Origin of the sequence: Morganella psychrotolerans, assembly GCF_001676155.1 — a bacterium.
Taxonomy (GTDB): Bacteria; Pseudomonadota; Gammaproteobacteria; order Enterobacterales; family Enterobacteriaceae; genus Morganella; species Morganella psychrotolerans.
On the sequence record NZ_LZEW01000001.1, the window covers coordinates 1,632,775 to 1,645,425 of the forward strand.

The 12,651-nt window shown below is 51.9% G+C and carries 13 protein-coding genes, 1 pseudogene and 1 other annotated feature; of the genes and pseudogenes, 10 read left to right on the forward strand and 4 right to left on the reverse strand.

What is annotated here, in order from left to right:
• Positions 1–259: 259 nt before the first annotated feature.
• The 3 genes and pseudogenes from AYY16_RS07880 to AYY16_RS07890 all read right to left on the reverse strand — a co-directional run bounded on the left by AYY16_RS07880 (position 260) and on the right by AYY16_RS07890 (position 3,374).
• Positions 260–1,027, reverse strand: coding sequence for an alpha/beta fold hydrolase (locus tag AYY16_RS07880; protein WP_067364229.1), 768 nt, complete (start codon positions 1,025–1,027; stop codon positions 260–262).
• A gap of 44 nt (positions 1,028–1,071) precedes the next feature.
• Positions 1,072–2,037, reverse strand: a complete 966-nt coding sequence (gene rlmF / locus AYY16_RS07885; RefSeq protein ID WP_166417027.1) for a 23S rRNA (adenine(1618)-N(6))-methyltransferase RlmF — start codon at positions 2,035–2,037, stop codon at positions 1,072–1,074.
• Between the two features lie 135 nt (positions 2,038–2,172).
• Positions 2,173–3,374: pseudogene (locus AYY16_RS07890) on the reverse strand (serine hydrolase).
• A 410-nt stretch (positions 3,375–3,784) separates the two neighbouring features.
• On the opposite strand from AYY16_RS07890, the gene AYY16_RS07895 reads away from it, so the two are divergent.
• Complete coding sequence (locus AYY16_RS07895) at positions 3,785–4,333, forward strand: glutathione S-transferase family protein (RefSeq protein ID WP_235846258.1); 549 nt, start codon at positions 3,785–3,787, stop codon at positions 4,331–4,333.
• Between the two features lie 3 nt (positions 4,334–4,336).
• Here the strand turns inward: AYY16_RS07895 and AYY16_RS07900 are convergent, their stop codons facing one another.
• The gene (locus tag AYY16_RS07900) at positions 4,337–5,164 is read right to left on the reverse strand and encodes an SDR family oxidoreductase (protein ID WP_067364232.1); all 828 of its coding nucleotides are present in this window, start codon (positions 5,162–5,164) and stop codon (positions 4,337–4,339) included.
• A gap of 175 nt (positions 5,165–5,339) precedes the next feature.
• Between AYY16_RS07900 and hisL the strand changes: the two genes are divergently transcribed.
• From hisL to hisIE, 9 genes are all read left to right on the forward strand, one after another.
• Positions 5,340–5,387 (forward strand): his operon leader peptide, encoded by a 48-nt coding sequence (gene hisL / locus AYY16_RS20205; RefSeq protein ID WP_101495319.1) that lies wholly within the window; start codon positions 5,340–5,342, stop codon positions 5,385–5,387.
• Positions 5,363–5,486, forward strand: a sequence feature (His leader region). (Overlaps the previous gene by 25 nt.)
• Before the next feature lie 34 nt (positions 5,487–5,520).
• Complete coding sequence (gene hisG / locus AYY16_RS07905) at positions 5,521–6,420, forward strand: ATP phosphoribosyltransferase (protein WP_067364234.1); 900 nt, start codon at positions 5,521–5,523, stop codon at positions 6,418–6,420.
• Positions 6,421–6,425: 5 nt separating this feature from the next.
• The gene (gene hisD, locus AYY16_RS07910; RefSeq protein ID WP_067364966.1) at positions 6,426–7,745 is read left to right on the forward strand and encodes a histidinol dehydrogenase; all 1,320 of its coding nucleotides are present in this window, start codon (positions 6,426–6,428) and stop codon (positions 7,743–7,745) included.
• The gene (gene hisC, locus AYY16_RS07915; protein WP_067364236.1) at positions 7,745–8,821 is read left to right on the forward strand and encodes a histidinol-phosphate transaminase; all 1,077 of its coding nucleotides are present in this window, start codon (positions 7,745–7,747) and stop codon (positions 8,819–8,821) included. The genes hisD and hisC overlap by 1 nt, the downstream gene beginning before the upstream one ends.
• Before the next feature lie 19 nt (positions 8,822–8,840).
• Positions 8,841–9,908 (forward strand): bifunctional histidinol-phosphatase/imidazoleglycerol-phosphate dehydratase HisB, encoded by a 1,068-nt coding sequence (gene hisB, locus AYY16_RS07920; protein WP_067364241.1) that lies wholly within the window; start codon positions 8,841–8,843, stop codon positions 9,906–9,908.
• A complete protein-coding gene (gene hisH, locus AYY16_RS07925) occupies positions 9,908–10,504 on the forward strand; it encodes an imidazole glycerol phosphate synthase subunit HisH (RefSeq protein WP_067364244.1) in 597 nt (198 codons plus the stop codon). Before hisB ends, hisH begins: the two co-directional genes overlap by 1 nt.
• Positions 10,501–11,238: a 1-(5-phosphoribosyl)-5-[(5-phosphoribosylamino)methylideneamino]imidazole-4-carboxamide isomerase gene (gene hisA / locus AYY16_RS07930; protein ID WP_067364247.1), complete on the forward strand. Its 738-nt coding sequence runs from the start codon at positions 10,501–10,503 to the stop codon at positions 11,236–11,238. Before hisH ends, hisA begins: the two co-directional genes overlap by 4 nt.
• Positions 11,220–12,002: an imidazole glycerol phosphate synthase subunit HisF gene (gene hisF / locus AYY16_RS07935; RefSeq protein ID WP_067364250.1), complete on the forward strand. Its 783-nt coding sequence runs from the start codon at positions 11,220–11,222 to the stop codon at positions 12,000–12,002. Before hisA ends, hisF begins: the two co-directional genes overlap by 19 nt.
• A 3-nt stretch (positions 12,003–12,005) precedes the next feature.
• Entirely contained in the window at positions 12,006–12,617 is a 612-nt protein-coding gene (gene hisIE, locus AYY16_RS07940; RefSeq protein WP_067364253.1) for a bifunctional phosphoribosyl-AMP cyclohydrolase/phosphoribosyl-ATP diphosphatase HisIE, read from the forward strand.
• Positions 12,618–12,651: the final 34 nt, after the last annotated feature.

The following is a 12,651-nucleotide window of genomic DNA, read 5'->3' on the forward strand; positions in this document are numbered from 1 at the left end:
CGATGTATATACCATTATTCATTCAAACTGTAGGTTCGTTGGCTACGTAAAGATCGCCGGGTCACATAGTTTATCTATGCTCCCCGTCGATCTTCCCTTGCCGCCTGCCTACATTTTGAATGACGTTGGGTATAAAATACTGGCTATTTTTCATAAAAAAAATCCGATATCAGGAGTAATATCGGATCTTATACGGATTTCAACAGGGTAATTTAGCGGACACCGCGATAAATTACAGGTTAAAAACACAATAGCAGGGTTATACCGCCAGAAATTGCGTAATAATGTCACCGGTCACAGCCGGGCACTCTTCATGTATTGTGTGACCGGCAAACGGCAGATTAAATAACACCGCAGACGCCACGCGCTCTGCAAGCGCAAACGCGTGTTCACGCGACATAAGAAAATCGTCATCACCCCGGATAATCAGCAGCGGAACGGACAGATTATCAATGTCATTGCCCGGATACCCTTTTTCACTCATATCCGTCCAGAGTGAGACTAATTCACTGATCAGATGGTTTAAATCAGGCGCAGGGTTGAGTGCTTCATATTCAGCGACATTCTCAGGAAATTGCGCCTGCCATGCTTCGGCGGTAAGCGTGTCATAAATCTCAAGCGCCGGGTCGTCCGCTTCCATATTCCACTGAGAACCGATACAGACAACTTTGCTGACCTTCACCACGCCGGACAATGCCATTTTCAGCGCTGCTGTTCCGCCGTCACTGTGACCAATAATAATGCACTCATCCACATTAAGATGTTTCAGAACCGCTTCTGCATCCGTCTGAATATCATCATAAGTCAGTGTGCCGTTCAGTGTGGAGCGCCCGTGTCCGCGTGTATCTATTCCGATGTAACGCAATTCTGATGACGGCAAATAATTCAGTAACGGGTTAAATGAAGCGATTGACTGCATACCGCCATGCAGGAAAACAACCGCTTTTCCTGTTTCATCACCGGTACTTTCAAAATAAATCTGATTACCGCTTTGGGTTAACAAAGCCCCTTTTTTATGATCAAACATAAATTACCCATCCGCATAATTTAAAAGAACCGGCACCGGGGAAATTAATGCCAGCGTTCTGCCGCCCAGGCGGCCTGCTGTTGTGCGTCGTGGAAAGTCCAGGCCACAAAGCGGCTGATTTTTTGCCCCTGCGCCATTTCAATGGTCCGGACTTCGGCCGCACCCGCCAGCTTCAACGCGTGATAAATCGAAGGCAGGGTAGTGTTTTTAGAAATCAACGAGGTGAACCACAGGCAGTTTTGCGCCAGGCTAACGCTCTCCTCTACCATTTTACGCACAAAGGCTTCTTCACCGCCTTCACACCACAGCTCTTTATTTTTGCCGCCAAAGTTCTGTACCGGCGTATCGGCTACCTCGCCTTTACCCAGCTTGTGCAGTTTACGGCGGGTGCTGGCTTGCGCTTCCTGTTCAGAGCTGTGGAACGGTGGATTACACAGTGTGGCATCAAATTTCTCCGCCACGCCGATGATGCCGTTCAAAATAGAGTCGGGTTGTTTTTGCAAACGCAGACGCACACAGTTTCTCAGCGTCGGGTTCATCTCCACGATCATTTTGGCTGCATTGAGCGATACCGGATCAATCTCCGAACCGGTAAAACGCCAGCCGTATTCACGCAGGCCAATTATCGGATAAATACAGTTGGCGCCAATGCCCACATCAAGGATCGCCACGCCTTTACCGAGGGGGATTTCACCGCCGTTGCCGGTCGCCAGCAGGTCGGCCAGATGGTGTAAATAGTCGGCACGCCCGGGGATCGGCGGGCACAGATAATCAGCGGGAATGTCCCAGTGTTCGATGCCATAAAAATGTTGCAGCAACGCACGGTTGAGCATTTTAACCGCCGCAGGTGAGGCAAAATCTACCGAGATATCGCCCCAGGCGTTCGGCTTGACGAACGGCTCCAGTGCAGGGCAACTGGCAATCAGCGCCGGGAAATCATAGCGCGAGCGATGACGGTTACGCGGGTGCAAACCGCTTTTTTGCTGCGGGAAGGTTTTCTTTTTTTCCACCGTGACGGGCTCTCTTAAAGGTATTTCTGACGCGTACGATACCATATACCCTATAGCTTTCAAATTGCAGCGGACACAAACAATAAAGCCGGACAAAGTTTACTCCGTCCGGCTTTATTTTAATCAAAATCGTCATTAACCAAAGACGGAGCTCCACAGCCCGGCAAAGAAGCGGACAATATAATCCCAGATGCGACCAAAGAAGCCGGCTTCCTCAACTTGCTGTTGTACACTAACGGGCGCTGATCGATCACCTGTCCGTCGAGGATAAAATTAATTTTCCCGACCACCTGGTTTTTCGCCAGCGGCGCTTCTAATGTTGTGCTGTCCAGATCAAAAGAGGCTTTCAGATCTTTCAGTTTGCCTTTAGGGATAGTGACATAGATATCTTTTTCAGCCCCCAGCGGCACTTTTGAAATATCCCCGAACCAGACGCGTTCAGTGGTCAGCGGTGTATCGGCTTTCACCGGGGTGACGGTTTCAAAGAAACGAAAGCCCCAGGTCAGCACTTTTTCACTCTCGGCAAACCGGACACGGTCGCTCGGCGCACCCAGCACCACAGAAATCAGGCGCATCGGACCATCTGTTGCGGATGCCACCAGGTTGTGTCCCGCACCACTGGTATGCCCGGTTTTCACACCATCCACATTCAGATTGGTACTCCACAACAGGCGGTTGCGGTTCGGCTGGCGGATCTTATTAAAGGTATATTCTTTCTCTTTATGAATACTGTATTCATCAGGCACATCGGTTATCAGTGCCTGCGCCAGCAGCGCCATATCCCGCGCGGTGCTGTACTGCCCTTCGGAATCCAGCCCGTGAACCGTTTTAAAGTAGGTATTTTTCAGACCAATTTGTTTTGCATCGATATTCATCTGGGAAACAAACGTTTCCTGGCTGCCGGACACATATTCTGCCAGCGCAATGCTCGCATCATTACCGGACTGAATAACCATACCTTTGTTGAGATCGATTAATTTTACGCGGTCATCCGGTTTGAGGAACATCAGAGAGGAGCCTTTCAGCACCGGATTGCCGGTCGCCCAGGCATTTTTGCCGACGGTCACAATGTCATCAGGGCTGATTTTCCCGGCTTTAATCGCCTGCCCGACCACATAACTGCTCATTATTTTTGTCAATGATGCCGGGTCCAGGCGCTCATCCGCATTATTTGATGCCAATATTTTTCCGCTGTTATAATCCATCAGAACATAAGCTTTTGCATCCACTTCCGGAGCCGCCGGTGTTTCAACCGCGAACGCATTACTGATACTTAAAAATCCGAAAGCCAGTCCGCTGAACAAACCGGTTACGCGTAAACTGATTACTGTCTGCATTACTTCTCCCTCTTTTGACCCTGTACATCGTGACAAAATAGTATATACCCAACGTCATTCACATTGCAGGCAGGCGGCAAGGGAAATCAGACGGGGAGCATAGATAAACTATGTGACCCGGCTGGTTTCATGCCGCCAACGAACCTGCGGTTTGAATGAATAAGGGTATAGATAACTCAGTGATAATGAATACTATATTCATTTACTAAATAGTACACCACCGACAATTTAGCGCGATTCTTCCTATTAAGGTGATTTCATGTGAATATTTACACTTCATGACACAAAATCATCCATATATATCCATGTCACTGCATTTTCATCAACAGGAGTCACTATGATAACCGTCTGGGGCAGAAAAAAACTCGTCTAACGTCAAGAAAATCTTATGGTGTCTGACTGAACTGAAGCTGACTTATCAGCAAAAAGATATCGGCGGGCCTTTCGGCGGACTGGATACTCCGGAATATGCCGCGATGAACCCGAATAAAAGCATTCCGACCTATCAGGATGGTGAATTTATTCTGTGGGAATCGAATGCCATCCTCAGTTATCTTGCGGATAAATACGATGACGGCACACTTCTGGCGGACAATGCAGAGTTCCGTGCCCGTGCGGCACAATGGATGTACTGGTCAGACGGCAGTCTGTTTCCGTATATCAAAGCCATGATGGGATTACTGGTGAGAACCCCGCCTGAACAACGTGATCCTGCAAAAGCCGAGGAACTGAAACAGGCACTGAATCACCTGATTGCCATGCTCGATGATACCCTGTCACAACAGAACTATATCGCCGGGGACTCGTTCAGTATTGCTGATATCGCACTGGTACCGCTGCTCTATCCGTGGCGGGAAGTGTGTCAGGACCGACCGGACTTCCCGCATCTTGAACGCTGGTATGCGCAGATAATGAGCCGGCCGGCATACAAAGATATCGTTGCCCTGCCGGTCAGTTAAGGCTCACTCACTCATCGGCATCCGTCCGGGATCAGGGTACTGATACTCAAAACCCAGTTCCCGGCAGATCAGGCTGCCGTCAATGATTTTTCCTTCAGAGTGATCATCTTGCCTGAAAGTCGGTGGCAGCAAATTAATCTGACGGGAAACCTCAGGATAAAATTCTGCCCGCGACGGGTGCTGCGGCGCACACAGATTATAAACATGCCCGCCGTGCGGACGCTGAATAAGCAGACGGATAGCGGCGATCACATCATCCTGATGTACCAGGTTTACCGCCTGTTCCCCGCCTTTTACCTCTGTTTTTCCTGCCAGGAAGCGCCCTGCATGGCGGTATTGCCCCACCAGCCCCGCCAGCCGTAAAATATCCGCAGAGACACCCGGCAGTGCATTCAGCCAATATTCAATATCGACTATCGCTTTCGCCGATTCCGTTACCGGCTCCAACGAACTTTTTTCTGTCAGCAGCCCGGTCTGATTGCCGTAGACAGACGTTGATCCGGTAAAAATAATGCGCGATACACCCCGCGCCACAGCAGTATCCACCAGGTTTTGAACTGCTCGCACATACTGATATCCGCCACCCGCTGTTTTGGATGCCGGTAGTGTGATAACCAGAATATCTGTCTCCAGAAAGGCATCCAGGTCGTCAGCATCACACTCCGGTTCTGGTGTTAAATTCAGAAGATAACACTCAATACCACACATTGTTGCCGCTTCCACACCATCGGGTGTGGTTTTCGTTCCTTTGACATGAATACCGATTTCCGTCAGTTGCTGTGCCAGCGGCATTCCCAGCCAGCCCAGCCCTGCAATTGAAACTGTTTTCATCGTGATTGACCTCTCAGTAGCTTATTTTTTAAGAAAAAAAAGAAGTTGCAAAGTACGGATGAGTTCTATAGGTTGAAAGACAAGCAAATTAATAGCACCGTTATCATCATCATGACAATAGCATTCATAGCAATAGTATTCATGATGACAACTAAATCAACAGTGAGAGATTACCATGACACGCATTCAGTTCAGCCATCACCATCACCATCATCCTGACTAGTCTTTCAGGCAATTGGTGCTGGAAGACTATGTAAAGTCTTCCGGTGGCATGCGTGCAAAAGAGAACCCCCGGAAGCTAACCTTCCGGGGGTTTTTTTATACCCGGAGAATAATAAAATTAAAGGATAATCAAAATGTTAGATAAATCGCGCTTACGGATAGCCATTCAGAAGTCAGGTCGTTTAAGTGAAGATTCCCGCGAGTTGCTGTCACGCTGCGGCATAAAAATTAATTTACAACAGCAGCGCCTGATAGCTTTCGCCGAAAATATGCCAATCGATATTCTGCGTGTCCGCGATGACGATATCCCGGGACTGGTGATGGATGGTGTGGTTGATCTCGGTATTATCGGGGAAAACGTACTGGAAGAGGAATTATTAAGCCGTCAGGCTCAGGGACAAAACCCGCGCTATTTCACACTGCGCCGCCTGGACTTCGGCACCTGCCGCCTTGCTCTCGCCGCACCTGTGGATTTTAATTACAGCGGCGTTGAATGTCTTCAGGACAGCCGCATCGCAACCTCTTACCCGTTCCTGCTCAAGCGCTATTTAGACCAGAAAGGCATTCCTTTCAAATCCTGCCTGCTGAACGGCTCTGTGGAAGTTGCCCCGCGCGCCGGGCTGGCTGATGCCATCTGTGATCTGGTTTCCACCGGTGCCACACTCGAAGCAAACGGACTGCGCGAAGTGGAAGTGATTTACCGCTCCAAAGCCTGTCTTATCCAGCGAGACGGCAAAATGGCAGAAGAAAAACAACAGCTTATCGACAAGATGATGACCCGTATCTGCGGCGTTATTCAGGCGCGTGAGTCCAAATACATCATGATGCACGCCCCGGCGAACCGCCTGGATGATGTGATAGCTCTGCTGCCGGGAGCTGAGCGCCCGACCCTGCTGCCGCTCGCCGGAGAGCCGGATCTGCTGGCAATGCACATGGTCAGCAGTGAAACCCTGTTCTGGGAAACCATGGAGAAACTGAAAGCACTCGGGTGCAGCTCCATTCTGGTTCTGCCGATTGAAAAAATGATGGAGTGACACTGATGCCCGCAACTATCTTTAATACCCTGATCCGCTGGGAAGAACTGAATACACAGCAACAGACGGATGTTCTTCTGCGCCCGGCAATGGCGGCGTCCGCTGATATCAGCCGCGTGGTGACTGACATTATCAGTGATGTGCGCCAACAGGGTGATACCGCACTGCGGGAACTGAGCGCCCGCTTTGATAAAACACAGATAACTGAACTGCAAATCAGTGCCGCCGATATCGCCGCTGCCGCAGACCGGTTGACGGATGACCTGAAAACGGCAATAGCGACCGCGAAACGCAATATTACCTGTTTCCATGAAGCACAAATTCCGCAGGTTATTGATGTGGAAACCCAGCCCGGCGTCAGTTGCCAATTGGTTACACGTCCGGTGGACAGTGTCGGGCTGTATATCCCGGGCGGCAGCGCGCCGCTTATCTCAACGGTGCTGATGCTGGCAATACCGGCAAAAATCGCCGGTTGCCGCCGGATAATTCTGTGCTCCCCGCCGCCGGTTGCTGATGAAATTTTATATGCCGCGCAATTATGTGGTGTGGAAACGATTTATCAGGTCGGTGGTGCGCAGGCCATTGCCGCTATGGCGTTCGGGACAGAAAGTATCACGAAAACAGATAAAATTTTCGGACCGGGCAATGCGTATGTAACAGAAGCAAAACGTCAGGTCAGCCAGGCTATCGGCGGCGCAGCGATTGATATGCCGGCTGGTCCTTCAGAAGTGCTGGTGATCGCGGACAGCGGTGCAAACCCGGCGTTTGTGGCAGCCGATTTGCTCTCTCAGGCCGAACACGGTCCGGATTCTCAGGTTGTGCTGGTCACGCCGGATGAAACGCTGGCGCTGCGGGTGACAGAAGAAACCAACAAGCAACTGGCATTGTTATCACGCAAAGAGATTGCCCGTCAGGCTCTCGCCGCCAGCCGGATTATTATTGCCCGCGACCTGGATACCTGTGTGGCGATCAGCAATCAGTATGGTCCGGAGCACTTAATTATTCAGACCCGCGACCCGGATGCCCTGCTTCCTGCTATCGACAGCGCGGGATCGGTTTTCCTCGGTGACTGGTCGCCGGAATCGGCTGGTGATTACGCCTCCGGCACCAATCACGTATTACCGACCTACGGCTATACCTCAACCTATTCAAGCCTGGGTCTGGCTGATTTTATGAAACGCATGACAGTGCAGAAATTAACCCCTGCCGGGTTGGCCGGTCTGGCGCATGCCGTTGAAACCTTAGCCGCCGCTGAGTTACTCACCGCGCACAAAAATGCCGTGACACTGCGCATGAACGCCCTGCGCTCTGAGGAGAAAAAATAATGAACAAACCATTCAGTGCAATGGATATGGCCCGCGAAAATGTGCAATTACTGACCCCGTACATGTCGGCGCGCCGTCTGGGCGGCAACGGGGATGTCTGGCTGAACGCCAACGAATACCCGCAGGCACCCGATTTCGCCTTTACCGATCGCAACCTGAACCGCTATCCGGAGTGTCAGCCCGCCGATGTCATTAACCGCTATGCCGCTTATGCGGGGGTTAATCCTGATCAGGTGATAGCCGGGCGCGGTGCCGATGAAAGTATTGAACTGCTGATCCGTGCCTTTTGTGAGCCGGGACAGGATGCCGTGATGTACTGCCCGCCGACCTACGGCATGTACAGCGTCAGCGCAGAAACCTTTGGTATTCCTCAGAAAATCGTCCCGACGCTGGATGGCTGGCAGTTGGATTTAGACAGCATCGCTGCCAATCTACACGGCGTAAAACTGCTGTATGTCTGTCACCCGAACAACCCGACCGGTAATCCTGTCCGCGAACAGGATCTGCGCTATCTGTTTGAAATCGTGAATAACCGGGCGCTGATTGTTATTGATGAAGCCTATATTGAGTTCTGCCCGCAGTTCAGTGTCGCGTCATGGCTGAAAGAGTATCCGAACCTGGTTATTCTGCGCACACTCTCCAAAGCCTTTGCACTGGCGGGGTTGCGCTGTGGTTTTACCCTCTCATCGCCGGAGATTATTAATGTGCTGATGAAAGTGATCGCACCTTATCCGCTCTCCTCGCCGGTTGCCGCGATTGCAGCGCAGGCACTGCTGCCGGAAGGTATTGAGGTGATGCGTGAGCGGGTGGCAGAAAACTGCCGCAACCGGCAGATGCTGTGCGACGAGCTGAGTAAACTGCCGCTGACAGAAACCATTTTCCCGAGTGAAACCAACTATATCCTCGTGCGGTTCCGGGAGTCTGAGCGGGTGTTCCGCAGCCTGTGGAATGACGGGATCATTTTGCGCGACCAGCGCAGACAACGCGGACTGGATGACTGCCTGCGTATTACCATCGGTACCCGTGCAGAATGTCTGCGGGTAATTGCCGCTATCGCCACCCTTAAAATGCCTTAATCTGAGGACGACGGATATCATGACACAGAAAGTCTTATTTATTGACCGCGACGGCACTCTGATCAGCGAACCACCGGTGGATTTCCAGGTAGACCGGCTTGATAAACTGGTTTTTGAGGAAAATGTTATCCCCGCGCTGCTGAAACTGAAAGCCGCCGGATACCGCTTTGTGATGGTGACAAATCAGGACGGGCTGGGCACAGAAAGCTTCCCGCAGGCTGATTTTGACGCACCGCACCAGCTGATGATGCAGGTTTTTACCTCACAGGGTATTACCTTTGATGAAGTACTGATTTGTCCGCACAAACCGGCGGATAGCTGCAACTGCCGCAAACCTAAAATCACCCTGGTGAAAAACTATCTGCTGCCGGGCGTGATAGATCCACAGAACAGCTATGTCATCGGCGATCGCGAAACTGATATTCAGCTCGCGGAAAATATGGGAATAACCGGTCTGCGTTATGGTCAGCCGGGCATGGACTGGAACAGTATCGCAGAGCAGCTTACGCGCCGTGACCGCTACAGCCGCATAGAGCGTAAAACAAAAGAGACGGATATTGTGACCGAAGTCTGGCTTGACCGCGAAGGCGGCAGCACTATCCGCACCGGTGTGGGTTTCTTTGATCACATGCTGGATCAGATTGCGACCCACGGCGGATTCCAGCTCAATATTCAGGTCAGCGGCGACCTGGTGATTGACGATCATCACTCAGTGGAAGATACCGGGCTGGCACTCGGCGAAGCGCTGAAACTGGCACTTGGTGATAAGCGCGGGATCACCCGTTTCGGATTCACCCTGCCAATGGATGAATGTCTCGCCCGCTGTGCGTTGGATATCTCCGGGCGTCCTCACCTTGAATACAAAGCGGATTTTAAATTTCAGCGTGTCGGTGACCTGAGTACAGAGATGATAGAGCACTTTTTCAGCTCCCTCTCCTACACCATGGGCTGTACATTGCACCTGAAAACCAAAGGGAAAAACGATCACCACCGCGCCGAAAGCCTGTTTAAAGTCTTCGGACGAACACTGCGCCAGGCTATCCGCGTGGAAGGGGATGTCCTGCCCAGCTCGAAAGGGGTGTTGTGATGAACATTGTCATTACCGACACCGGCTGCGCCAATATCGCGTCCGTCCGCTATGCGATTGAGCGCCTGGGCTACAAGCCGGTGGTCACCGCAGACAGCAACCTTATCCGTCAGGCAGACAAAGTATTTCTGCCCGGCGTCGGTACTGCGGGTGCGGCGATGGAAAATCTGGCTGAGCGCGGGCTTATCAGCACGATCCGCGCACTGACACAACCGGTGCTCGGCATCTGTCTGGGAATGCAGCTTCTCGCTGCCACCAGCGAAGAAAACAATATCCCTCTGCTCGGGCTGATTGATACCCCGGTCAGGAAAATGACCCCGCAGGGTCTGCCGGTGCCGCACATGGGCTGGAACACGGTAGATTTTACTGCTGATTCGCCATTGTTCCGCGATATCGCACCACAGAGTTATTTCTATTTTGTTCACAGTTACGCCTGTCCGGTGAGTGACGCGACGATCGCCACCACCACTTACGGCGATACCTTCACCAGTATCCTGCGCCGCGATAACTTTTACGGGGTACAATTTCACCCCGAGCGCTCGGGCAAAACAGGGATAACACTGATTAAAAATTTTCTGGAGATGGATGCCTTATGATCATTCCGGCACTGGATTTAATCGACGGACAAGTTGTGCGCCTTCACCAGGGCGATTATGCAAAGCAGCGCGATTACGGCGCGGATCCGCTCAGCCGTTTACAGGCGTATGAGCGCGAAGGTGCGACATTACTGCACCTTGTGGATTTGACCGGCGCGAAAGACCCGGCAAAACGCCAGATCCCGTTACTGAAAACCCTGCTTGCGGGCGTCAGTGTACCGGTTCAGGTCGGCGGCGGAATTCGTACTGAGGAGGATGTCACCGCACTGTTTGATGCGGGTGCCGCCCGCGTGGTTATCGGCTCCACCGCTATCCGCTCTCCGGCAATGGTTAAAGCCTGGTTTGAGCGCTATGGTACTGAGCGCATTGTGCTGGCGCTGGATGTGCGCATCAGTGCTGACGGACAAAAACGCATTGCCATCAGCGGCTGGCAGGAAGATTCGCAACAGACTCTGGAAGCGGTTATCCGCGATTTTTCCTCTGTCGGTCTGCGCCACGTTTTGTGTACCGATATCTCAAAAGACGGCACTCTGGCAGGCTCCAATGTCGCGCTGTACCGGGAAATCTGTGCGGCATTCCCGGATATCGCTTTTCAGGCATCCGGCGGCATCGGCGGACTGAGTGATATCGCGCCGCTGCCTGCAACCGGCGTTGCCGGTGTGATCGTCGGGCGCGCACTGCTCGACGGCAAAATGACGTTACCGGAGGCAATCTCATGCTGGCAAAACGCATAATTCCCTGCCTGGATGTTCGCGACGGACAAGTGGTTAAAGGGGTGCAGTTCCGTAATCACGAAATTATCGGCGATATTGTGCCTCTCGCCCGGCGCTATGCACAGGAAGGCGCGGACGAACTGGTGTTTTATGATATTACCGCCTCATCTGACGGACGCGTGGTGGATAAAAGCTGGGTCGCCAAAGTGGCGGAAGTGATTGATATTCCGTTCTGTGTGGCAGGCGGGATCCGCAGTACCGAAGATGCCGCCGCTATCCTCAATTTCGGCGCGGACAAAATCTCGGTCAACTCCCCGGCACTTGCCGACCCGTCACTTATCACGCGTCTCGCCGATCGTTTCGGCGTGCAGTGTATTGTGGTCGGTATTGATACCTGGCACGATGAAGAAACCGGAAATTATCATGTGTACCAGTTTACCGGTGATGAAAAACGCACTGTTGCCACCACATGGAACACGCTTGACTGGGTGAAAGAAGTCCAGAAACGCGGCGCGGGTGAAATTGTTCTGAATATGATGAATCAGGACGGCGTGCGTAACGGTTACGATCTGGTGCAGCTCGCGAAAGTCCGTGAAGTGTGTCAGGTGCCGCTGATAGCCTCCGGCGGAGCCGGTCAGATTGACCATTTCCGCGATGCGTTTTTAAAAACCAATGTGGATGGCGCACTTGCTGCCTCCGTATTCCACAAACAGATTATTAATATCGGCGAACTCAAACGCGAACTTGCCCGCGCCGGTATTGTTGTCAGAACACAGGAGTTATAAGCCATGCTCACGGAACAGGAAATCGCACAACTCGACTGGCAGAAAACCGGGGATTTAATGCCGGTTATCGTACAACATGCAGTCTCCGGTGATGTGCTGATGCTGGGCTATATGAACCGCGCCGCACTGGATAAAACCCTCAGTGAAAAACGCGTGACATTTTTTTCGCGCACCAAACAGCGGCTGTGGACCAAAGGTGAATCCTCGGGGAATTTTCTCAATCTGGTGGATGTGTTTAAAGATTGTGATAACGACACGCTGCTTGCACTGGTTGACCCTGTTGGTCCCACCTGTCATCAGGGCACAACCAGTTGTTTTGCCCCGGCGCAGACAGCACAGGGCTTCCTGTATGAACTGGAGTCGGTGATTAAATCACGAAAAACCGCCGACCCGGACAGCTCTTATACCGCAAAACTGTACGCCAGCGGCACAAAACGGATCGCACAGAAAGTCGGTGAGGAAGGCGTGGAAACCGCACTGGCGGCAACCGTCAGAGACAAAGCCGAACTGACCAGTGAATCCGCCGACCTTATCTATCACCTGCTGGTGTTGCTTCAGGATGCGGATCTCGATTTACAGACAGTTATTGAAAAACTCAAATCCCGTCACCGGTAATTAATAACGCCGGACAAATCCTTTTTTGTCCGCT

What these genes read in the sequence shown, in the direction of transcription:
- hisD (WP_067364966.1), top strand. Translation starts at nt 6,426, where the DNA reads ATGCCCGCAACTATCTTTAATACCCTGATCCGCTGGGAAGAACTGAAT.
- hisC (WP_067364236.1), top strand. Translation starts at nt 7,745, where the DNA reads ATGAACAAACCATTCAGTGCAATGGATATGGCCCGCGAAAATGTGCAA.
- hisH (WP_067364244.1), top strand. Translation starts at nt 9,908, where the DNA reads ATGAACATTGTCATTACCGACACCGGCTGCGCCAATATCGCGTCCGTC.
- AYY16_RS07900 (WP_067364232.1), bottom strand. Translation starts at nt 5,164, where the DNA reads ATGAAAACAGTTTCAATTGCAGGGCTGGGCTGGCTGGGAATGCCGCTG.
- hisG (WP_067364234.1), top strand. Translation starts at nt 5,521, where the DNA reads ATGTTAGATAAATCGCGCTTACGGATAGCCATTCAGAAGTCAGGTCGT.
- hisIE (WP_067364253.1), top strand. Translation starts at nt 12,006, where the DNA reads ATGCTCACGGAACAGGAAATCGCACAACTCGACTGGCAGAAAACCGGG.
- hisA (WP_067364247.1), top strand. Translation starts at nt 10,501, where the DNA reads ATGATCATTCCGGCACTGGATTTAATCGACGGACAAGTTGTGCGCCTT.
- AYY16_RS07880 (WP_067364229.1), bottom strand. Translation starts at nt 1,027, where the DNA reads ATGTTTGATCATAAAAAAGGGGCTTTGTTAACCCAAAGCGGTAATCAG.
- hisF (WP_067364250.1), top strand. Translation starts at nt 11,220, where the DNA reads ATGCTGGCAAAACGCATAATTCCCTGCCTGGATGTTCGCGACGGACAA.
- hisB (WP_067364241.1), top strand. Translation starts at nt 8,841, where the DNA reads ATGACACAGAAAGTCTTATTTATTGACCGCGACGGCACTCTGATCAGC.